Raw genomic sequence first — 20,987 nt, 5'->3', positions numbered from 1 at the left:
CTACCGGCGCTCGCCGAATCAGGCGCCGCCGCGTCCGCCGCGGCGCCCGGACAGGCCGCGCACAATCGCCCGCAGGCGCCCCACCCGCGGCGCGAGCTCCCGCTCGAATCCGTGATCGGTGGGTTCGTAGTAGTCACGCCCGACGATCGGATCGGGCGGGTACTGCTGGGTGACGACGCCGCCCGGGTAGCTGTGCGCGTACTTGTAGCCGACCGCGTTACCCATGGTCTCTGCGCCCTGATAGTGGCCGTCGCGCAGGTGCGGCGGCACGGTCCCGATCCGGCCGGCGTTGACGTCGGCCAGCGCGGCCCCCAGCGCCTGCACCACGCCGGGCGACTTGGGGGCGGTGGCCAGGTGGATGGTGGCCTGCGTCAGTGCCAGGCGCGCCTCGGGCATGCCGACCAGTTGCACCACCTGCGCCGCGGCCACCGCGGTCTGCAGGGCGGTCGGATCGGCCATCCCGATGTCCTCGCTGGCGTGGATCATCAGCCGGCGGGCGATGAAGCGCGGGTCCTCCCCCGCCGCGATCATCCGGGCCAGGTAGTGGAGTGCGGCATCGACGTCGGAGCCGCGGATGGATTTGATGAAGGCGCTCGTGACGTCGTAGTGCTGGTCGCCGTCGCGGTCGTAGCGGACGGCGGCCCGGTCTACGGCCGATTCGACGTCGGCGACCGAAAGCTCCCGGACCGCGGCCGGCGCGGCATCCGCCTGCTCCGCGTCGTGATCAGCCTCCTGAGCGGCGTCGCCCTCGTCGATCCCGTGCGGTTCGGTGTCTCGCAGCACTCCGTCGGCGCTGGCCTCCAGCGCCGTCAGCGCACGCCGGGCGTCGCCGCCGGCGATGGCGATCAGGTGGTCGCGTGCTTCGGCGGACAGGGCGACCGCACCGCCGAGACCCCGCTCGTCGGCGATCGCCCGATCCAGGACCGCGGCGATGTCGTCGTCGGCGAGAGGCCGCAACTGCAGCACCAGCGAGCGGGACAGCAGCGGCGCCACCACCGAGAACGACGGGTTCTCCGTGGTCGCCGCCACCAGGAGCACGATCCGGTTCTCCACCGCATCGAGCAGGGCGTCCTGTTGGGTCTTGGAGAACCGGTGCACCTCGTCGATGAACAGGACGGTCTGCTGGCCCTGCGCCAGCCGCCGCCGCGCCAGGTCGATCACCGCCCGGACCTCTTTGACTCCGGCCGACAGCGCCGACAGCGCCTCGAAGCGCCCCCCGGTGGCGCGACTGATCAGCGAGGCCATGGTGGTCTTGCCGGTACCGGGCGGACCGTAGAGCAGCACCGACGAGGCACCCGAGCCCTCGATCAGCCGCCGCAGCGGCGCACGATCGCCGAGCAGGTGGTCCTGACCGACGATCTCGTCGAGTGATTCCGGCCGCATCCGGACGGCGAGGGGCCGGTTCGGCCCGCGCGGGACCCCGCCACCAGCACCGGCCGGCGCCGGATCGGCCGGGTCGGCGAACAGTCCGGGCTCCGCCTCGTTCATCGCCTCATCCCAATCCTCGTCGCGCCGTGCGTGTTCGCGTCAGTCGAACCAGAACAGGCGCAGCGCGCGTTCGGTAGCCTCCACCGCGTCCAGCAGTTCGTCGTCGCCGGCGCGGCGGGCCGCGTCGGCCAGATCGGCCCACCGGGTCAGGACCAGCCGGGCATCGCTGGTGTGCAGCGCCCAGTCGTGGCCGCCGGTACCACCGGTGACCATCCAGTGCGTGCTGAGCCAGACCCACAGGGTGCGGGCGACCAGCACCAGTCTCGCCAGGGACGCATCGCTGCCCACCGACGGCCACAGTCCCTGCACTTCGCTGCGCCAGGCGTCGACGAGCTGCGTCTCCAGATCGACGCGCCGGCGCACCGAGCCTTCCGCGAGGTAGGCCGGGAAGGTCACCAGCGCGTAGGCCACATCGAGGGAGGCATCCCGGAACGCGCCGAACTCGTAGTCCATGAACTGGACGCCGTCCTCGTTGATCAGGATGTTCTCCGGACCGACGTCGGACGGGCTGAAGGCCCGCAGGTCGCCGCCGGCGAACAGACGGCAGCCGGCGGCCAGATCGTCGGCCAGCCGCGGCGGCAACTCCATGCCGAGCCGCGCCGTCAGCGCGGTGGCGCCGTCCCGCGCCGCGCGGGCCTGGGTGGCCACCTCGTCGCGGCTGCCCTCGGTCCCGCGGCCGGCGGTCAGACGCAACAGCGCATCGAAGTCGTTCTCGCCGCCGACCGTGGCGGCGTGCATGCGGCCGAGCGCCTGACCCCAGGCACTCACTCCGCGCCGCGCGGCGGCCGGATTCTCGCCGAGGAGCTCGACCATTCCGCGGCCGTGGCCCAGATCGGTGAGCACCAGCATCCGGCTGGCCGGGTCGGAGGCGAGCAGCTGCGGGCCGGGACGCGACTGATTGGGCAGCGCCGTCGCATAGCGGTAGGCCGCCACCTCGCGCAGGAACGGGGCCGTCGGCGCGTCCTCGTCGAGCACCTTGATCACCACGGTGCGGCCCGTGGCCAGCGGATTGTCCAGCAGCCGGGCGCGCACCACCACGCTGCGGCCGGTGCCCCCCAGATCCTCCGGGTCGGTGAGGGTGATCGACGAACCCGCACGACGAGCCAGCAGTGCCTCGCCGGTGGCCAGAACCTCGGCGAGATGTTGTTCTGCGATGGCGGTCATCGGATCGGTGCGGTCTCGGCCTTCTGTGGATCGACGTCGCCCTTCGCGGTGGCGGGCTGGGATTTCGGGGCCGGCCGGGCGTCGATGCCCGACTCCTTGCGCTGCTGCGCGGTGATCGGTGCGGGCGCGTCGGTGAGCGGGTCCACTCCGCCGCCGGACTTCGGGAAGGCGATCACTTCGCGGATCGAAGGCTCGCCGGCCAGCAGCGCGGTGATGCGGTCCCAGCCGAAGGCGATACCGCCGTGCGGCGGGGCGCCGAAGGCGAAGGCGTCGAGCAGGAAGCCGAACTTCTCCTGCGCCTCATCGTGATCGATGCCCATGAGCGCGAAGACGCGTTCCTGCACGTCCCGACGGTGGATACGGATGGAGCCACCGCCGATCTCGTTGCCGTTGCAGACGATGTCGTAGGCGTAGGCCAGCGCCCCGCCCGGATCGGCCTCGAGATTCTCCAGCGACTCCGGCTTGGGCGAGGTGAAGGCGTGGTGCACTGCGGTCCAGGCGCCGGCACCCACGGCGACGTCCCCGGATGCGGTCGCGTCGTCGGCCGGCTCGAACAGCGGCGCATCCACCACCCAGGTGAACGCCCAGTCCCCCGGCGTGATCAGGTCGAGCTTGTTCGCGATCTCCACCCGGGCGGCGCCGAGCAGAGCACGCATGCCCTTGACCGGGCCGGCCGCGAAGAAGATGCAGTCGCCCGGCTGGGCGCCGACGTGTGCGGCGAGCCCGGCGAGCTCGGTCTCGGACAGGTTCTTGGCGACCGGACCGGTCAGCGTGCCGTCCTCCTGGACCAGCACGTAGGCCAGGCCCCGGGCGCCGCGCTGCTTGGCCCACTCCTGCCAGGCGTCGAGCTGCCTGCGGGGCTGGGAGGCGCCGCCCGGCATCACCACGGCCCCCACGTACGGAGCCTGGAAGACCCGGAACGGGGTGTCGGCGAAGTAGTCGGTGCACTCGACCAGTTCCAGGCCGAAGCGCAGATCCGGCTTGTCGGTGCCGAAGCGGCGCATCGCCTCGGCATAGGTGATGCGCGGGATCGGGGTGGTGATCTCATGCCCGATCAGGCGCCACAGCGCCACCAGGATCTGTTCGGCGAGAGCGATCACGTCGTCCTCGTCGACGAAGCTCATCTCCAGGTCGAGCTGAGTGAACTCGGGCTGGCGGTCGGCCCGGAAGTCCTCGTCGCGGTAGCAGCGGGCGATCTGGTAGTAGCGCTCCATGCCGGCGACCATCAGCAACTGCTTGAACAACTGCGGACTCTGCGGAAGCGCGTAGAACGAGCCCGGCTGCAGGCGCGCGGGCACCAGGAAGTCGCGGGCGCCCTCGGGCGTCGACCGCGTCAGCGTCGGCGTCTCGATCTCAAGGAAGTCGTTCTCGGCCAGAACCGCGCGGGCAGCGGCGTTGGCCTGCGAACGGAGCCGCAGCGCACGGGCCGGGCCCTCGCGCCGCAGATCCAGGTAGCGGTACCGCAGCCGGGCCTCTTCCCCGGGGTGTTCGTCGAGCTGGAACGGCAGCGGCGCCGACTCGTTGAGCACCGTGAGCTCGACCGCGTTGATCTCCACGTCACCCGAGGCCAGCGACGGGTTCTCGCTCCCGGCCGGACGCACCTCGACCTGACCGGTCACCTGCACGCAGAACTCGGCGCGCAGCCGATGCGCGGCCTCGGCGACCTGTTCGTCCCGGAACACCACCTGCACCAGCCCGGAGCTGTCGCGGAGATCGATGAAGACCACTCCCCCGTGGTCGCGGCGGCGGGCCACCCAACCGACGACGGTGACGGTCTGATTGGCGTTCTCACGACGGAGAGAACCGGCGGGATGGGTGCGAAGCACTGAGTTCCTTTCAGCGGTGCCGGACGGCAGACATACTCAACCGACAATCGTAGTGGTCCCCGGCGACAGACGGCACTTCGCATCCCCTTGGCGCGCATCTACCGGCAGACCGGTCGCTGCGTGTCATCATGAGAACCGTGACTTTTCAAGGCAGTGGTGGCCTGGATACCAGCGGCGTCCGCGCAGGCGGTTCCGGCGGTGGTGGCGGTGGTTTCGGCGGCGGCAAGATCGCGATCGGCGGCGGCGCCGGCCTCCTGCTGACCATCGTCGCCCTGCTCTTCGGCATCAATCCGGGCGACATCACCGGCGGCGGCGGGACCAGCGCCTACCAGCAGAGCAACGATGTGGGCTCCAACGAGGCCCTCCAGCAGCAGATCGACGACTGCACGATCGAGTTGGCCAACACCAGCGACGTCTGCCGCATCGTGGCGACCACCAACAGCCTCAACAAGGTGTGGCCCACGCTGATGAAGGGGTACACCGCACCGAAGACGGTGATCTTCTCCGGCTCGATCAACACCGGCTGCGGCGCCGCCTCCTCGGCGATGGGCCCGTTCTACTGTCCCGCCGACGAGACCGCGTACTTCGATCCCTCGTTCTTCGCCGACCTCAAACGCATGGGCGGTTCGGACGGGCCACTGGCCCAGGAGTACGTGGTGGCCCACGAGTTCGCGCACCACATCGAGAACCTGACCGGTGTGCTGGCCAAGGGACAGCGGATGGGCAACGAGGGATCGGTCCGGATCGAGTTGCAGGCCGACTGCCTGGCCGGCGTGTGGGCCTACCACGCGGACAAGGGGCCGGACGCGATGCTGGAGCCGCTCACCGACGAGCAGATCGACTCGGTGATCAAGACGGCCCGCGCCATCGGTGACGACACCATCCAGGGGGCGCGCTCCAACCCGGAGAGCTGGACGCACGGTTCGGCGGACCAGCGCGTGCGGTGGTTCAAGATCGGCTACGCCGACGGTGACCCGCGCCGCTGCGACACCTTCGCCACCAACGACCTGTAACTTCCCGTCAGGCCCCTCGGCGTTCCTGCAGGCGGCGCGTCAACGCGGCCGCATCCGACGGCGTCAGCTGCGCGGCGGTGACCACGACGGGACCGGGCACCAGATCGATGCGGACGTCGACCACGTCGAGTCGGCGCGCGAGGGGCCCCTGGACCACCGTGTGTCCCTGGATGCGGGCCCACGGGATCGCCGCCCGGCGCGCGAAGAATCGGCCGCGACCGACCACCAGGGCACGCGGGGTGACCGTGACCGACTGTGCCCGCCAATCGATCGGTGAAACCCACCGGGCCCGCCGCGGCGTGGCCCAGCGGTCTTCGGCCTCTGCGGACGCCCCGGGCGCGATCTGACCGAGAATCCGGTCGACCAGCGCGTCGGCCCGGGCCCTCGGGGCCACCGGAAGCAGCGTGGTGGCCACCTGGGCCGTCTCCCCGGCGTACCCGGCGATGTCCGAGGTGACCCGCGCCCAGCCGTGCCGGCGCCACCAGAGGGGTTCGGTCACCTCCAGCGCGTGGATGCGGCGTACCGGGACGCTCTGCCGCCGCGTGGTGGTCAGACCGGCCTCGATGTACAACTGCCCGGCGGCGCGATCGTCGCTCACGGTGAACCCGTGGAAGCGATTCCACGCCGACCACGCGTTGCCGAGGACGCCGAGCAGGCCGAAGACGATCGCCGAGACGGTACCGACCGACACCGCCCCCAGCGCACCGGCGATCCAGGTCAGCGGCTGCGCCGCGGCGAACAGCCCGAATGCCAGGGCGACGATCCCGGCGACCACGAGCACCGTGACCACGCCGGCCAGCGCCACCATCCCTGAGCTCAACAGGACCGAACCCAACAGCCGATCCGCCGGCAACGGGCCGTCGAGCACGGTCGGCCCCGATCCCCCGGCCGTCGGCGCCCCCGCCGGTGCTGTTCCCGCCGGCGGTGCGCCGGCCGACGGTGCCGTGCCCGCGTGCGGCGCGGCGTGCGCGCGCCCCCGGGGTTCGCCGCGCGCCCTCGTCCCCTCCAGCACCCGGGCCCGCAGGTCCTCGCAGTCAGCCACCGTCAGGTACTTGACCACCAGATCGGAGTTGCGGCCGCCCGCGGTCTCGATCCGCACCTCCCCGAGGCCGGCGAGCCGGGCGAGCAGGGGGCGGGTGATGTCCACCGCCTGCACCCGGTCCAGCCGCGCCGTGCGGCGGCTGCGGATGAGCCAGCCCGAGCCGATGGACATCTGGTCGGCGTCGAGCTCGTAGAACCGGTACAGCCACGAGATCCAGCCGGCCGCCACCAGCACCAGCGCGCAGACCACGAGGATCCCGAGCACGGCCAGGACCGCCGCCGCACCGCCGCGGCCCTGCGTCAGCCGGTCGACACCGGCCAGCGCCGCGGAACCGTTGAAAGCCAGGACCACCGCGAGGGTCGCCCCCGCCGGAATCAGTCCGCTCACGGCGGTGAGCGGATGCACCCGCCGCCTGCCGGTGGCGTAGCCGGGAGTCGCCGGGGACGTCACAGTCCGGCCATCGCTTCCCGCGCCCGCTCGGAGAGCCGTTCACGCAGTTCCTGGGCGGCCGCGCGCGGGATGCCGTCGATGGCCGCATCCGAGGTGGCCGAGGCCGTGTTGAGTTGCAGTCGGGCCAGCCCGAAGAGCCGCAGCAGTGGACCCTCGTCGAGGTCCACGAACTGAATGCGGCCGTACGGGACCACCGTCACCTGCCGCCACCAGCGCCCGCGCGCGACGATGATGTCGGCACGATCTTCGAGGTACCGGTGCGCTGACACCCGTCGACCGATCACCCAGAACGACACCGCCCAGGCGGCGACCGCCGCCCCGGTCAGCGCCCAGAACGCCGGCTGGACCAGCGCGGCCAGCACCGCGCCGGCGATCGCCGGAATCGCGAAGAACAGCGCCGAACTCATCCGGCGCGCGGTGGAGAGGCGGGGTGAGACCGGCGTCAGCTGCGGATGGTCGGGTTGCAGCAGATCGAGCACCATGGCGTCCAACCTACTGTGCCGTTCGATGGCGCCGTTCGACCGCGGAATCCTCCGGAGCCTCCGCGGAAGGACTTCGCCTGCCGATCTTGGCGCTCGAGCAGACCGCCGAGGTCGGTCAAAGCGCCGAAATCCACCGCGCCCGCGGAGTCGCGCGTCCTACTCGGTGGCCGGGTCCCCGGCGAGACGGGCGGCGAGGTGGTCGACCACCGAGTCCAGCGCGATCTCCTGCTGGTCGCCGGTGCGCAGATCCTTCACTTCGATCACCCCCGCGTCGAGCTCACGCTCCCCCAGTACCAGCGCGAAGCGGGCTCCGGAGCGGTCGGCGGCCTTCATCGCGCCCTTGAGACCGCGGTCGCCGTAGGCCAGGTCGACGGCGACGGCCTTGTCCCGCAGTCGCGCGGCCAGTGCCACCAGCTCGTCCTTGGCGGCCCCGCCGAGCGGGACGCCGTACACCTGCACGCGCGGATCCCCGGCCACCGAGACGTTCTCGGCGGCCAGCGCGAGCACGGTGCGGTCGACGCCGATGCCGAAGCCGATGCCGGACAGCTCCTGTTTGCCGCCGAGCTGGCCCATCAGGCCGTCGTAGCGGCCACCGCCGCCGATCCCGGACTGCGCGCCCAGTCCGTCGTGGACGAACTCGAAGGTGGTCTTGGTGTAGTAGTCCAGGCCGCGGACCAAACGCGGATTCAGCTGGTACGGAACCCCGAGCCGATCGAGGTGGCCGCGCACCCGGTCGAAGTGGTCGCGGGCCGAGTCGCTCAGGTAGTCGATCATCAGTGGCGCCCCGGCCGTGGCCTCCCGGATCGCGGGGCGCTTGTCGTCGAGCACGCGCAGCGGATTGAGGCGGGCCCGCTCGCGGGTCGGCTCGTCCAGGTCGAGACCGAGCAGGAACTCCTGCAGGGCCGCTCGGTACTGCGGACGGCAGCTGTCGTCGCCGAGTGAACTCAGTTCCAGGCGGTAGCCGGACAGGCCGAGCCGGCGGTAGCCCTCGTCGGCGACGGCGATCACCTCGGCGTCCAGTGCCGGATCGTCGACGCCGATGGCCTCCACGCCCACCTGCTGCAGCTGGCGGTAGCGGCCGGCCTGCGGGCGCTCGTACCGGAAGAACGGACCGGAGTAGCAGACCTTCACCGGAAGCTGACCGCGGTCGAGCCCGTGCTGGATCACCGCACGCACCACTCCGGCGGTGCCCTCCGGGCGCAGCGTGACGCTGCGGCCGCCGCGATCGGCGAAGGTGTACATCTCTTTGCTGACCACATCGGTGGACTCGCCGACCCCGCGGGCGAACAGCGCCGTGTCCTCGAAGATCGGCAGTTCGATGTGTCCGTAGCCGGCGCGGTGGGCGGCATCGGTCAGGGCGTTGCGGACGGCGAGGAAATCGGCGGAGGCCGGCGGAAAGTAGTCCGGCACCCCCTTTGGTGCGGCGAATTCTCCACTCACAGTCCGAATCGTCCCTTCTTGATGTCGCCCTGCACGTCCTGCAGGAACGGGTTGGCGGCGCGTTCGGCGCCGATCGTGGTCTGCGGGCCGTGGCCGGGCAGGATCACCGTGTGGTCGGCGCGCGGCAGCAGGCGCGCGGCGATCGAGTCCAGAAGCTGCCGGTGGCTGCCGCCGGGCAGATCGGTGCGGCCGATCGACCCCTGAAACAGGACGTCCCCGCTGAAGCAGACGGGAGCGTCACCGGCGTCGGTGGGAACCAGCGTGGACAGCAGCACGCTGCCACGAGTGTGCCCGGGGGCGTGGTCCACCGTCCAGCGAATACCGGCCACCTCCAACTCCTCGCCGTCGCTGAACTCGATCACCTTCTCCGGCTCCCGGAACTCCAGGGTGCCGATCATCGAGGCGAGCGCCGCTCCGAGGCCCTCGCCGGGATCGGCCAGCATGCCGCGGTCGTCAGGGTGGATGTACACCGGAATCGAGTACTCGTCGGCCAGCTCCTGCGCGTTCCAGGTGTGATCGAGGTGCCCGTGGGTCAGGAAGATCGCGACGGGGGTCAGCGACTGCTCGGCGAGCAGGTCGCGGACCTGCGGCGCCGAGTCCTGTCCGGGGTCGATGACGATGGCTTCGCGGCTCTCCTCGTCGGCGACGAGGTAGCAGTTGGTCTGGAACATCCCCGCGGGGAATCCGGTGATGATCACGGCGGCCTTCCTTCTCCGGCGACGGCGGGCCGGGTGGTGCGTAGGCCCCAGTATCTCAGCACCGCCGCCGAGCGGCGCCAGCGGCGTGCGGACACCGCCCCGGTGAGGCGTGCGCAGCGCACCGGTCACGGGTGCTGGCGGTGCGCTGCGATAGCATTGGGCGCCGATGGGCCGTCGTGGTGCGCACGTCGGCAGTCCACCAGGAGGGTTCCCCCGCGTGACGACCAATGAGGAGCGCCGCGAAGCCGCGAAGCGCAAGCTGGAACAGCGACTCGAGGCCGAGCGGCAGCAGACGCGCCGCCGCCGCCTCATGTGGGTCTCCGCCGGCGGCGTCGTCGTCCTGGTGATCGCCGCCGTGGCGGGCTTCTTCGTCTACCGGGCCTGGGACAACGGGCGTCGCGTCAACTGCACCTACAACGAGGCCGTCAACCCCTTCGACCAGATTCCGGACGAGCTGCCCGACACCGTCCCGGCCGAGCAGCGCCAGCAGACGCAGGAGCTGTTCGATCTGTACAAGAAGGGCGAGAAGCTTCAGCGCACCTCCCCCAAGCCGGACGACCACCCGCTCAAGGAAGGCACCGTCGGCCTCACCTTCGACACCACCGCGGGTGCCATCCCGACCACCCTCGACCGCGCTGACGGGGCCTGCAACGTCAACGGCGTCCTGTCGCTGGCGCAGGACGGCTACTACGACGACGTCCCCTGCCACGGCATGACCGTCACCGACGATGCCGGCGCGATCCTGTGCGGCGATCCGACGGGCACCGCCGGCACGTCGACCGGCTGGGCCGGCGGCAATCCGGGCTGGAGCATGCCCGACGAGCAGCCCACCGGGCTGGAGGAGCACGGCGAGGCCAACCCGCTCGATCCCAACGAGCAGCTGGTGGTCTACCCGCGCGGCACGGTCGCCGTGTTCAACGTCAACCAGCCCGAGAACCCCATGCAGATGCAGCCGGGCAGCGCGAACACCGGTTCGGGCAACCTCTACTTCTTCCTCAAGGACAGCCCGCTGCTGCCCAACTACACCGTGATCGGCAGCGTCGACGAAGACGGCCTGGCCGTCCTGGACAAGGTCCGCGACGGCGGGATCAGCCCGGGCCCGGGCGCCGGAGAGGTCAAGGAGGGCGAGCCGATCCAGTCGGGCGTCCCCAAGACCGAGGTCGTCATCACCGGCACCAGCGTCCGCGACTGAGCCGGATCCGGCCGCCGCTCAGGCGGCCGAGGTGACGCGGTAGACGTCGTAGACGCCTTCGACGTTGCGGACCACGTTCAGCACGTGCCCGAGATGTTTCGGGTCGCCCATCTCGAAGGTGAACTTGCTGACCGCCACCCGGTCGCGGGTGGTCTGCACCGTCGCCGACAGGATGTTGACCTTCTCGTCGGCCAGTTCCCGGGTGATGTCCGAGAGCAGCCGGTGCCGGTCGAGCGCCTCCACCTGGATCGCGACCAGAAAGACCGAGGACGGGCTCGGCGCCCAGCGGACCGGCAGCAGCCGTTCCTCCTGTGCCCGCAGCGCCGCCGCGTTGGTGCAGTCGTCGCGGTGCACGCTCACGCCCCCTCCGCGGGTGACGAAGCCCAGGATCTCGTCGCCGGGCACCGGGGTGCAGCATTTGGCCAGCTTGATCAGGATGTTGTCGACGCCCTCCACCTCGACGCCGGCGTCGCCGGGGGTGGTGCGCGGGCGCTGCGACACACTGGACGGGGTGGCGCGCTCGGCCAGTTCCTCCTCGGCGCTCTCCACGCCGCCGAGCATGGTGACCAGGCGGTGGACCACCCGGCCGGCGGTCAGGTTCCGCTCGCCGACCGCGGTGTAGAGCGCGTCGACGTCGTTGTAGCCCAGTTCCTTGGCGAGCGCGGTGACCGATTCGGCGGACATCAGGCGCTGCAGCGGCAGACCGCCGCGGCGCACCTCCTTGATGATCGCCTCCTTGCCGGCCTCCAGCGCCTCCTCGCGGCGCTCCTTGGCGAACCACTGCCGGATCTTGGCCTTGGCGCGCGGGGAGACCACGAAGCCCTGCCAGTCCTTGCTGGGCCCGGCGTTCTCGTCCTTGGAGGTGAAGACCTCCACCACTTCGCCGTTCTCCAGGGGACGCTCCAGCGCCACCAGCCGCCCGTTGACGCGGGCGCCGATACAGCGGTGCCCCACCTCCGTGTGGACCGCGTAGGCGAAGTCCACGGGGGTCGAGCCGGTCGGCAGGGTCTGCACGTCGCCCTTGGGCGTGAAGACGAAGATCTCCTTGACCGCGAGGTCGTAGCGCAGCGACTCCAGGAACTCCCCCGGGTCGGCGGCTTCCCGCTGCCAGTCGAGGAGTTGCCGCATCCAGGCCATGTCGTCGACCTCGGTGGTGTCGACGGCCTTGCGGCCCTTGCCTTTCCGGCCTTCCTTGTACCGCCAGTGGGCGGCGATGCCGAACTCGGCGGTGCGGTGCATGTCGTGGGTGCGGATCTGCACCTCGAGCGGCTTGCCCTCCGGGCCGATCACGGTGGTGTGCAGCGACTGGTAGACGCCGTAGCTCGGCTGGGCGATGTAGTCCTTGAACCGGCCGGCCATCGGATGCCACAGCGAGTGCACCACGCCGACCGCGGCGTAGCAGTCGCGCACCTCGTCGCACAGGATCCGCATGCCGACCAGGTCGTGGATGTCGTCGAAGTCTCGGCCCTTGACGATCATCTTCTGATAGATCGACCAGTAGTGCTTGGGGCGGCCCTCCACCGTCGCCTGGATGCGGGAGCCGCCCAGCGCATTGTTCAGATCGCTGCGCACCCGGGCCAGATAGGTGTCGCGGCTGGGCGCCCGATCGGCCACCAGGCGCACGATCTCCTCGTAGCGCTTGGGGTGCAGGATCGCGAACGACAGGTCCTCCAGCTCCCACTTGACCGTCGCCATCCCGAGCCGGTGCGCCAGCGGCGCGATCACCTCGAGGGTCTCGCGCGCCTTGCGGGCCTGCTTCTCCGGCGGCAGAAACCGCATGGTGCGCATGTTGTGCAAGCGGTCGGCCACCTTGATCACCAGGACGCGCGGATCGCGCGCCATCGCGATGATCATCTTGCGGATGGTCTCGCCCTCGGCGGCGCTGCCCAGGGCCACCTTGTCGAGTTTGGTGACGCCGTCGACCAGGTGAGCCACCTCGGCGTCGAAATCGGTTTCGAGCTCCTCCAGCGAGTAGCCGGTGTCCTCCACGGTGTCGTGCAGCAGGGCGGCGACCAGTGTGATGGTGTCCATCCCGAGATCGGCCAGGATGGTGGCCACCGCCAGCGGGTGGGTGATGTACGGGTCGCCGGACTTGCGGAACTGACCGTCGTGGTGGGCGGCGGCGATCTCGTAGGCCCGCTGGAGCACTGCGACGTCGGCCTTGGGGTACACCTCCCGGTGCAGGGTGGCCAACGGCTCGAGCACCGGATCGATCGGACTGCGCGGACCGGCGGTGATCCGCCGGGCCAGCCGGGCGCGAACCCGACGAGAACTCAGGGGGGTTCCCTCGTCGGGCCGGCGACCGGTGTCCGCTTCACTCATGGTGAAAGCTTAGCCACCACCGGGGTCACCCGCCGCACAGGTTGTGGACCGGCACGTCGGCCCCCAGTCCGGCGGCCACGGCCTCCCGGCCGCCCATGCCGTCCAGCTCCATGATCACCGACAATCCGTGCACCCGGGCACCGGCCTCCGCAAGCAGCTTTCCGGTCGCGATCAGAGTGCCGCCGGTGGCGAGTACGTCGTCGACGACGGCGACCGAACGGCCGCGCAGGGTGATCCCGGCGGCGGGCACCTCCAGCCGGGCGCTGCCGTACTCCAGCTGGTAGTCGACCCCGATCACCGGCGGGGGAAGTTTGCCGCCCTTGCGGACGGCCACCACGCCGACGCCGAGTTCCCGGGCGATCGCACCGCCCACGAGGAAACCGCGCGCATCGATGCCGGCGATCAGGTCGGCTCCGGCGCAGTACTCGGCGAGCGCCGCGACCACGGCGTCCAGACCGTCCGGATCGGCCAGCACCGGTGTGAGGTCTTTGAAGGCGATCCCCGGCGAGGGGAAGTCCTCCACCAGCCGGATGTGCCGCGTGATCGCGGCCCGGGCGCGGTGCACCGAGTCCGGGGTGGCCGCCGCGGTCAATTGAGCACCCAGCGGTCCATGTTCCAGCCGGTGCCGGTGCGGGCCAGCCCCGGTACCACCTGGCTCACCTTGCCGGTGTGTTCGCGGGACCGGACGGTGCCGTACAGCGGGATGGAGGCCAGCGCGTCCCAGGCCGCCGTCTCCGCGGTGCGGATCAGCGGCAGGCGGGCGCTGTCGGACTGGGTGAGCGACAGATCGGCGATCGCGCCGGATGCCCGCGGGCTGCGCAGGCCGGTCAGGTTCAGCGGATCGCCGCCGAAGAGCTGGTAGGCGTCGGGAAACCCGGAGGCGGTGCCCGCGGCTGCCGAACCGGTGGCGCCGTTGGTGAGCAGCACATCGACGTCGCGGCCGAGTGCGCCCGGGGTGAGGTCGGGCGCGGCCGCGTCGGTGACGGTGATGCCCGCCGCGCGGCAGGAGCCGGCGATCTCGGCGACCACGGCCTGCGCTACCGGGTCGGGTCCGACGTAGCCGAGGCGGACGGTGACGGCGGGACGCCTGCCGTTCTCGCCGGCGGGCCGCTCGTCGAGCAGGTCCCGCGCGCGCTTGATGTCCGCCCGCGGATAGCGGCGGGCGTACTGCTCGTTCAGGGCGCCGCCGAGCGAGTCTCCCGGCGCCACGGTCCGCAGCGACCAGACCAGTCCGTTGGAGCCGAATCGGCGGGCGAGGCTGTCGCGCGGCACGCAACTGGCGAAGGCGCGGCGCACCAGCAGGTCGTTCATGACACCGCGGGCGGCGGGAACGAGTTGCGTCACCGACAGCGGCGACGGGTCTTTGGCACCGGCGCGGTTCTCCTGGCCGTTGTACTCGGCGGTCGCCCGGCCGAGCACCCGGTCACCGGTGCTCAGGTCGGAGGTGTCGACCACCTCCACCCGGCCGTCGCCGATGGCCGAGTCCGCGTCGGTGCCGCGCGGCCAGACGGTGACGTGCGTCGTCACCGGCCGGTCGCCGCCCCACGCGTCGTTGGCGACCAGTTCCAGGCCTTCTTCCGGCGTGTAGCGGGACAGGCGGTACGGACCGGCCGAGACGAACTCGTCCTGATCGATCTCCTGGCCCGGGGCGAGGGCGAAGCCGGTGTTCCAGGCGTCGGCGATCTTGCCGATGGCGTCCTGATCCCGGGAGCCGAGCACCCCGACCAGATCGGTCACCCCGGCCTTTCGAGCGACCACGTGCGCCGGAAGCATGCTGCCCACCCCGAACAGTGCGGGCCATTGCGCGTAGTCGCGGCCGCGGGCGAAGGTGACCACGGCCGTCTTATCCCCCGGCGTGCAGTCGACGGAGGCGATGTCGCGGTACCCGGCCGTGGTGGCGGTGGCGAAGCCGCGGACCTTGCCGCCCATCGCGGTGGCCGCCAGCACGATGTCGTCGCACACCATGGGCCGGCCGTCGGAGTACTCGGCGGTCTCGGCGAAGGTGTACCGGAGGGTCAGCGAGGCCCCGTCTTCGACGTTCACGGTGCCGATGTCGCGGTCGGCGACCACCTGTCCGTCCGGACCGAGATAGCTGAAGCCGGGCTGCACCCGGGCCAGCGCCATGACGGCGCCGGAGGCGTAGCCGTCCACGGTGTTGACGTTGTAGTTGCTGACGCCGGCGTCGACCAGGTAGTCGATCTGGTCGCGTTCGCCGTCGCCGCACGCGGCGAGGGTGGCCGCCAGGACGGCCGCGAGACCGACGACGGTTCCCTTCACCAGGGCGCGCCTGCCCCGGGCCCCCCGGCGCGCGGTCACGCCGCGCTCCGCTCCCGCCGGGCCAGCACCTTGCGGGTGTGGTCGCTGATGTCCTTGCGGCGCTCCTTGAGCGTGACCAGCAGCGGCGAGGCCAGGTAGATCGACGAGAAGGTGCCCACCATGACGCCGACCAACTGCACCAGTGCCAGGTCCTTCAGGGTGCCCACGCCCAGCATCCAGACGGCGATCACCATCAGCGCGATGATCGGCAGCACCGAGATCACGGTGGTGTTGATCGAGCGCATGAACGTCTGGTTCACGGCGAGGTTGGTCTGTTCGGCATAGGTTCTTCGCCGGGTCGCCAGGACGCCCCGGGTGTTCTCCTCCACCTTGTCGAAGACCACCACGGTGTCGTAGACGGAGAAGCCCAGAATGGTCAGCAGCCCGATCACCATCGCCGGGGTCACCTCGAATCCGACCAGCGAATAGATGCCGGCCGTCACCACGAGGTCGAAGAACAGCGAGGCCATCGACGCGACCGACATCTCTCTGTCGAACCGCACGGCGATGTAGACGAAGACGATCACCAGGAAGACGATCAGGGCGATCACCATCTTGCGGGTGATCTCGGCGCCCCAGGTACTGCTGACGTCGGAACTGCTGACGTCGGCCACCCCGATCGCCGGGGCGAAGGCGTCGGCCAGCGCCTCGGAGACCTGGACGGTCTGCGCCTGGTCCAGGTGCTCGATGCGGACCTGGATGGTCGAGGCGGCGCCGGTGCCGGCGGTCTGCACCTGCTGGGGTGCGATGTCGAGCGCATCGGTGACGACCTCTTCCACCGACGAGGTGGTCAGCGGCGCCTTGTTGGGCAGCGAGATCTGGGTACCGCCCTCGAAGTCGATACCGAAGGTGAAACCGCGGAAGACCATCGACAGGATGCAGATCAGCAGGATCAGTCCGGAGACGATGTACCACTGTCGCCGTTTGCCGATGATGTCGAAGGCGCCGGTTCCGCTGTAGAGGCGGGAGAAGAAGCCGCGCTTCTTGTCGGCCCGGTAGTCGTCGTCGGACCAGTCGGTGGTCGGTGAGGTGTCGAGGGTCTCGGTCTGGGCCGGTGGCTGCTCGTGGGTCATCAGACCGACTCCTTATCCGAACGCTTGCGCGCGGCGGCCTGGCGGCGTTCGCGTGCCACCTCGCTGACCGCGCCGAGACCGTTGATACTGGGTCTGGACAGGAACTCCGATCGAGTCGCCAGTTCCACCAGCGGATGGGTCACCATGAACACCACCAGGACGTCGAGAACGGTGGTCAGGCCCAGAGTGAAGGCGAAGCCGCGGACCTCGCCGACGGCCAGCACATAGATCACCACCGAGGCGATGAAACTGACCGCGTTACCGGTCCAGATGGTGCGGCGAGCGCTGGACCAACCACGCGGTACCGCGGACCGGAAGCTGCGGCCTTCGCGCATCTCGTCCTTGATGCGCTCGAAGTAGACGACGAACGAGTCGGCGGTCATGCCGATACCGATGATCAGACCGGCCATGCCGGCCAGGTCCAGGGTGAAGCCGATCCATCGGCCGAGCAGCACCATGATGCCGTAGACCATGGCGCCGGCCAGGATCAGCGAGCCGGCCGCCAGGAAGCCGAGCATCCGGTAGTAGGCCAGTGAGTAGATCAGCACGGCGATCAGGCCGATGACGCCGGCGATGAGCGCGGCGCGCAGGGCTTGCCAGCCCAGGGTGGCCGACACCGTCTCGGCTTCGGACGCGGTGAACGACAGGGGCAGTGAACCGTACTTGAGGGCGTTGGCCAGCGCGGTGGCCTCTTCCTGAGTGAAGTCGCCGCTGATCTCGGTGCTGCCGCTGATCTGCGACCGGATGGTGGCCGCACTGACCACCTGCGAGTCCAGAGTCACGGCGGTGTCCCGGCCGATGTTGGCGCCGGTGTACTCGGCCCAGGTCTTGCGGCCCTCGCCCTTGTAGTCGACGGTCACCACCCAGGCGCCGGTCTGGTTCTGGTTGGCCGCCGCCTTCTCCACGTCGCGGCCGTCGATGATCATCGGCTCGAGCAGGTAGACGTACTGTCCGTCCTCGTCACAGGTGACCAGGTACTCGTCCGGGCGGTCGTGACCGATCAGCGGATCGTTGGCTTCGGCCGAACAGTTCAGCTTGCCCATCTGCTCGCGCAGCTGCTGCAGCCGGGCCTCGTCGGCGTCGGCGGGGGCCTGCCGGAGTTTGCGGGCCTCGTCGATCGCTTCGGCCTGCTGGGCGGCCGTCATCTCCGCGGGCCGGGGGCCCTGCGCTTCCGGCTGTTGCACGGCCTCGATGCGGCCGAGGGACGGTTCGACCGGCCGGATGTACAGGCGGGCGGTCTGGCCCAGCGCACGGGCCTGCTTGCCGTCGTCACCGGGGACGGTGATGACGATGTTGTTGCCGTTCACCACCACTTCCGAGCCGCCGACGCCGAGGCCGTTGACGCGCTGCTCGATGATCTGGCGGGCCAGATCGAGCTGTTCGCGCTGCGGCGCCCGCCCGTCGTCGGTCCGGGCGGTCAGGACCACTCGGGTGCCGCCCTGCAGGTCGATGCCGAGCTTGGGTTCCGGTTTGCCGTCTCCGGTGAAGAACACCAGTGCGTAGATCAGACCGAGCAGCACGATGAACGCTGTCAGCGGCTGCCACGGCGGAACGCCGTGTCGCGCCGTGGTCCGGCGCGGACGTGGGGTGGGATTGCTCACGGGCGGAAAGCCTACTTGTCCTTCGAATCGTTATCGTCGGGCGACACCGGCGAGTCGTCCGACGCGACGTCCTCGGTGCCGGCCGGGTTCTCGTCCGCCGGGTTCTCGCCGGCCGGGGCGTCGTCGCCGAAGATGCTGCTGGCGTCGTCGGGCACCGAGTCGCCGGCCACGGAGTCGTCGAGGTCGTCCAGACCCGGCGCGGGCTGCTCGGCGACCACCTCGCGGATGGCCAGGCGATTCCAGGTGGTGATCACGCCGGGCGCGATCTCCACGTCCACGGTGTCGCCGCCGTCGTCGCTGTGCAGGGTGCCGAACAGGCCGCAGCTCAGCTGAACGCGGGCACCGGGCACCGCTTGGGCTTTGAGCTCGGCCATCGCCGCGGTGCGCTTCTTCTGGTTGCGAAAGCTGATGAAGAGGAACGCCACGGCGAGGGCGAGGATCAGGGGCAGGAAGAGTCCATCCATGCGCTCCATAGTGCCAGGCGTGGGTCCTCGCGGTCGTCGCCAGGGTGGCCGGAACGCCGGCGCGGTCCGCTCAGACCTCCGGGTCGCCGAACAGCGTCGGGCCGGTCTCCTCGCGTGCCCGCACGCCGATGGTCTGGTTGAGGGCGCCCGCCGGGGGCGTCAGGTGCAGGTGACGCCAGGCCGCGGCGGTGGCCACCCGGCCGCGCGGGGTCCGGGCGATCATCCCGGCCCGCACCAGGAACGGTTCGCAGACCTCTTCGACGGTGGCCGGCTCCTCCCCTACGGCGACGGCCAGGGTGGACACCCCGACCGGTCCGCCGCCGAAGCCTCGCACCAGGGCGCCGAGCACGGCGCGGTCCAGGCGGTCCAGCCCGAGCTCGTCGACGTCGTACACGGCCAGGGCCGCCCGGGCGCTGGCGACGTCGACCTGCCCGTCGCCCCGGACCTCGGCGTAATCGCGGACCCGGCGCAGCAGCCGGTTGGCGATGCGCGGCGTGCCTCGCGAACGGCTCGCCACCTCGGCGGCGGCCTCCTCAGCCAGGGCGATGCCCAGGATGGCGGCCGAGCGGCGCAGTACCCGCACCAGCTCCGTGCTCTCGTAGAACTCCATGTGGGCGGTGAAGCCGAATCGGTCGCGCAGCGGACCGGTGAGCGCCCCGGACCGGGTGGTGGCACCGACCAGGGTGAAGGGAGCCACGTCGAGCGGGATCGAGGTGGCGCCGGGGCCCTTGCCGACCACCACGTCGACGCGGAAGTCCTCCATCGCCAGGTACAGCATCTCTTCGGCGGGCCGCGCGATCCGGTGGATCTCGTCGATGAACAGCACGTCGCCCTCGACCAGGTTCGACAACATCGCCGCCAGATCTCCGGCGCGTTCGAGGGCCGGGCCCGAGGTGATCCGGATGGCCGCTCCCAGTTCGGCGGCGATGATCATCGCCAGCGACGTCTTCCCCAGTCCCGGGGGGCCCGACAGCAGGATGTGGTCGGGGGTGCGGCCCCGGTTGCGGGCCGCGTGCAGCACCAGCTCCAACTGCTCGCGTACTTTGGCCTGGCCGATGAACTCACTGAGTGTCCGGGGCCGCAGGCTCGCATCGAGTTCGGTGTCGCCGGGCACCGTCGACGGCGCCAGCAACTCCTCGTCCCCGAACTCCCCCGTGTCCCCGAACTCCCCCGTGTCCCCGAAGTCCCCGTTCATCGCCGGGGACCGAGTCCGGCCAGGGCTGCGCGCAGTGCCGTCTGGGAGTCGGCGTCGGGCTGCTCGGCGAGGACGGTCGCGACGGCACGCTCGGCGGCGTTCTCGGTGAAGCCCAGGCCCACCAGCGCCTCGGTCACCTGGCCGCCGACACCGCCCACGGCGCCGGGCGCGGCCGTGCCGGCGGTGCCGGTGGGCGCGCCGACCTTGTCGCGCAGTTCCACCACCAGGCGCTCGGCCACGCGCTTGCCGATCCCGGGCACGGTGGTCAGTGCTTTGACGTCCGAATCGGCCAGCGCCCGCCGCAGATGGTCGGGTTCGAGCACCGCGAGCGTGGCCATCGCCAGCCGCGGTCCTACCCCGGTGACCGTCTGCAGGACGCCGAACAGTTCGCGCGCATCGGGATCGGTGAAGCCGTACAGCGTCATCGAGTCCTCGCGGACCACCATCGCGGTCATCAGACGAACTCGGTCGCCGCGGCGCAGGGTCGCGAGCGTCGGCGGCGTGGCGAGTACCCGGTAACCCACGCCGGCGCACTCGACCACGGTGTGGTCGAGCGCGATGTCGATGATCTCTCCGGAGACCGACGAAATCACTTCTGTCCCGCCTTCTGTCGTGCCTGCTCTGCTCGTGCCTGTTCTGTTCGTGCCTCAGCCAGGCGCCGCCGGTGGGCTTCCTGGGCGACGCGGGCCTTCTCGGCCGCGGCCGCCATCCGCTCGCCCGCCGCACCGCGCCAGCAGTGGCAGATCGCCAGCGCGAGGGCGTCGGCGGCGTCGGCCGGTTTGGGCGCCTGCTGCATCCCGAGGATGCGGGTCACCATCATCGTGACCTGGGCCTTGTCGGCGCGGCCGGAGCCGGTGACCGCGGCTTTCACCTCGCTCGGCGTGTGGAAGCGCACGGGCACCCGGCGCTGGGCCGCGGCCAGCGCCACCACCCCGGCGGCCTGGGCCGTGCCCATCGCGGTGCTCACCTGCCGCTGCGCGAAGACGCGTTCGACGGCCACCACGTCCGGAGAATGCACGTCCATCCAGTGTTCGGCGGCGGCGTGGATCGCCAGCAGACGTTCGGGCAGTTCCATCGAGGCCGGTGTGCGCACCACGTCGACGTCCAGTGCGGTCACCGCGCGGCCGGCACCGGACTCCACCAGAGCGATACCGCACCGGGTCAGCCCGGGATCCACACCCATGACGCGCACCGCCGCCACCTTCCATCAGACTACGAACA

18 protein-coding genes are annotated in these 20,987 nt (G+C 70.8%); 2 read left to right on the top strand and 16 right to left on the bottom strand.

The features are described from left to right. Positions 1-18: 18 nt before the first annotated feature. From ABD732_RS10700 to aspS, 3 genes are read right to left on the bottom strand one after another with little or no spacing between them, the layout of a single operon-like run. Complete coding sequence (locus ABD732_RS10700; RefSeq protein WP_344783424.1) at positions 19-1,488, bottom strand: replication-associated recombination protein A; 1,470 nt, start codon at positions 1,486-1,488, stop codon at positions 19-21. A 39-nt stretch (positions 1,489-1,527) separates the two neighbouring features. Next, positions 1,528-2,652, bottom strand: coding sequence for a hypothetical protein (locus ABD732_RS10695; RefSeq protein WP_344783422.1), 1,125 nt, complete (start codon positions 2,650-2,652; stop codon positions 1,528-1,530). Then, entirely contained in the window at positions 2,649-4,478 is a 1,830-nt protein-coding gene (aspS, locus tag ABD732_RS10690; RefSeq protein ID WP_344783419.1) for an aspartate--tRNA ligase, read from the bottom strand. The genes ABD732_RS10695 and aspS overlap by 4 nt, the downstream gene beginning before the upstream one ends. A 137-nt stretch (positions 4,479-4,615) precedes the next feature. Between aspS and ypfJ the strand changes: the two genes are divergently transcribed. Continuing rightward, on the top strand, positions 4,616-5,491 hold the full coding sequence (gene ypfJ / locus ABD732_RS10685) for a KPN_02809 family neutral zinc metallopeptidase (protein ID WP_344783417.1): 876 nt from the start codon (positions 4,616-4,618) through the stop codon (positions 5,489-5,491). A gap of 7 nt (positions 5,492-5,498) precedes the next feature. Here ypfJ and ABD732_RS10680 read toward each other — a convergent pair whose 3' ends face one another. The 4 genes from ABD732_RS10680 to ABD732_RS10665 all read right to left on the bottom strand — a co-directional run bounded on the left by ABD732_RS10680 (position 5,499) and on the right by ABD732_RS10665 (position 9,603). Further along, complete coding sequence (locus ABD732_RS10680) at positions 5,499-6,920, bottom strand: PH domain-containing protein (RefSeq protein ID WP_344783415.1); 1,422 nt, start codon at positions 6,918-6,920, stop codon at positions 5,499-5,501. Between the two features lie 59 nt (positions 6,921-6,979). Further along, a complete protein-coding gene (locus ABD732_RS10675; RefSeq protein ID WP_344783412.1) occupies positions 6,980-7,465 on the bottom strand; it encodes a PH domain-containing protein in 486 nt (161 codons plus the stop codon). Positions 7,466-7,621: 156 nt separating this feature from the next. Further along, a complete protein-coding gene (gene hisS, locus ABD732_RS10670; RefSeq protein WP_344783410.1) occupies positions 7,622-8,905 on the bottom strand; it encodes a histidine--tRNA ligase in 1,284 nt (427 codons plus the stop codon). Further along, the gene (locus tag ABD732_RS10665; RefSeq protein ID WP_344783408.1) at positions 8,902-9,603 is read right to left on the bottom strand and encodes an MBL fold metallo-hydrolase; all 702 of its coding nucleotides are present in this window, start codon (positions 9,601-9,603) and stop codon (positions 8,902-8,904) included. The genes hisS and ABD732_RS10665 overlap by 4 nt, the downstream gene beginning before the upstream one ends. A gap of 217 nt (positions 9,604-9,820) precedes the next feature. Between ABD732_RS10665 and ABD732_RS10660 the strand changes: the two genes are divergently transcribed. Continuing rightward, positions 9,821-10,795: a peptidylprolyl isomerase gene (locus tag ABD732_RS10660; RefSeq protein WP_344783406.1), complete on the top strand. Its 975-nt coding sequence runs from the start codon at positions 9,821-9,823 to the stop codon at positions 10,793-10,795. 18 nt (positions 10,796-10,813) lie between these two features. Here the strand turns inward: ABD732_RS10660 and ABD732_RS10655 are convergent, their stop codons facing one another. From ABD732_RS10655 to ruvC, 9 genes are all read right to left on the bottom strand, one after another. Further along, positions 10,814-13,117 (bottom strand): RelA/SpoT family protein, encoded by a 2,304-nt coding sequence (locus tag ABD732_RS10655; RefSeq protein WP_344783404.1) that lies wholly within the window; start codon positions 13,115-13,117, stop codon positions 10,814-10,816. Between the two features lie 25 nt (positions 13,118-13,142). Then, positions 13,143-13,709, bottom strand: a complete 567-nt coding sequence (locus ABD732_RS10650; protein WP_344783402.1) for an adenine phosphoribosyltransferase — start codon at positions 13,707-13,709, stop codon at positions 13,143-13,145. Then, positions 13,706-15,394: an ABC transporter substrate-binding protein gene (locus ABD732_RS10645; protein WP_344783400.1), complete on the bottom strand. Its 1,689-nt coding sequence runs from the start codon at positions 15,392-15,394 to the stop codon at positions 13,706-13,708. Before ABD732_RS10645 ends, ABD732_RS10650 begins: the two co-directional genes overlap by 4 nt. A gap of 35 nt (positions 15,395-15,429) precedes the next feature. Continuing rightward, positions 15,430-16,506 (bottom strand): protein translocase subunit SecF, encoded by a 1,077-nt coding sequence (gene secF, locus ABD732_RS10640; RefSeq protein WP_344783398.1) that lies wholly within the window; start codon positions 16,504-16,506, stop codon positions 15,430-15,432. Next, entirely contained in the window at positions 16,506-18,107 is a 1,602-nt protein-coding gene (gene secD, locus ABD732_RS10635; protein WP_344783396.1) for a protein translocase subunit SecD, read from the bottom strand. The genes secF and secD overlap by 1 nt, the downstream gene beginning before the upstream one ends. Before the next feature lie 11 nt (positions 18,108-18,118). Then, positions 18,119-18,571: a preprotein translocase subunit YajC gene (locus tag ABD732_RS10630; RefSeq protein ID WP_344783394.1), complete on the bottom strand. Its 453-nt coding sequence runs from the start codon at positions 18,569-18,571 to the stop codon at positions 18,119-18,121. A gap of 70 nt (positions 18,572-18,641) precedes the next feature. Next, positions 18,642-19,766, bottom strand: a complete 1,125-nt coding sequence (gene ruvB / locus ABD732_RS10625) for a Holliday junction branch migration DNA helicase RuvB (protein ID WP_344783392.1) — start codon at positions 19,764-19,766, stop codon at positions 18,642-18,644. Beyond that, positions 19,763-20,359, bottom strand: coding sequence for a Holliday junction branch migration protein RuvA (gene ruvA / locus ABD732_RS10620; RefSeq protein WP_344783390.1), 597 nt, complete (start codon positions 20,357-20,359; stop codon positions 19,763-19,765). Before ruvA ends, ruvB begins: the two co-directional genes overlap by 4 nt. Continuing rightward, entirely contained in the window at positions 20,356-20,958 is a 603-nt protein-coding gene (ruvC, locus tag ABD732_RS10615) for a crossover junction endodeoxyribonuclease RuvC (protein WP_344783517.1), read from the bottom strand. The genes ruvA and ruvC overlap by 4 nt, the downstream gene beginning before the upstream one ends. Positions 20,959-20,987 lie beyond the last annotated feature (29 nt).

It is taken from the genome of Gordonia caeni (assembly GCF_039537105.1).
In the GTDB taxonomy this organism is placed as follows: Bacteria; Actinomycetota; Actinomycetes; order Mycobacteriales; family Mycobacteriaceae; genus Gordonia; species Gordonia caeni.
Note: the sequence above shows the minus strand (reverse complement) of the source record. Positions and strands in the feature narration are given on the sequence as shown.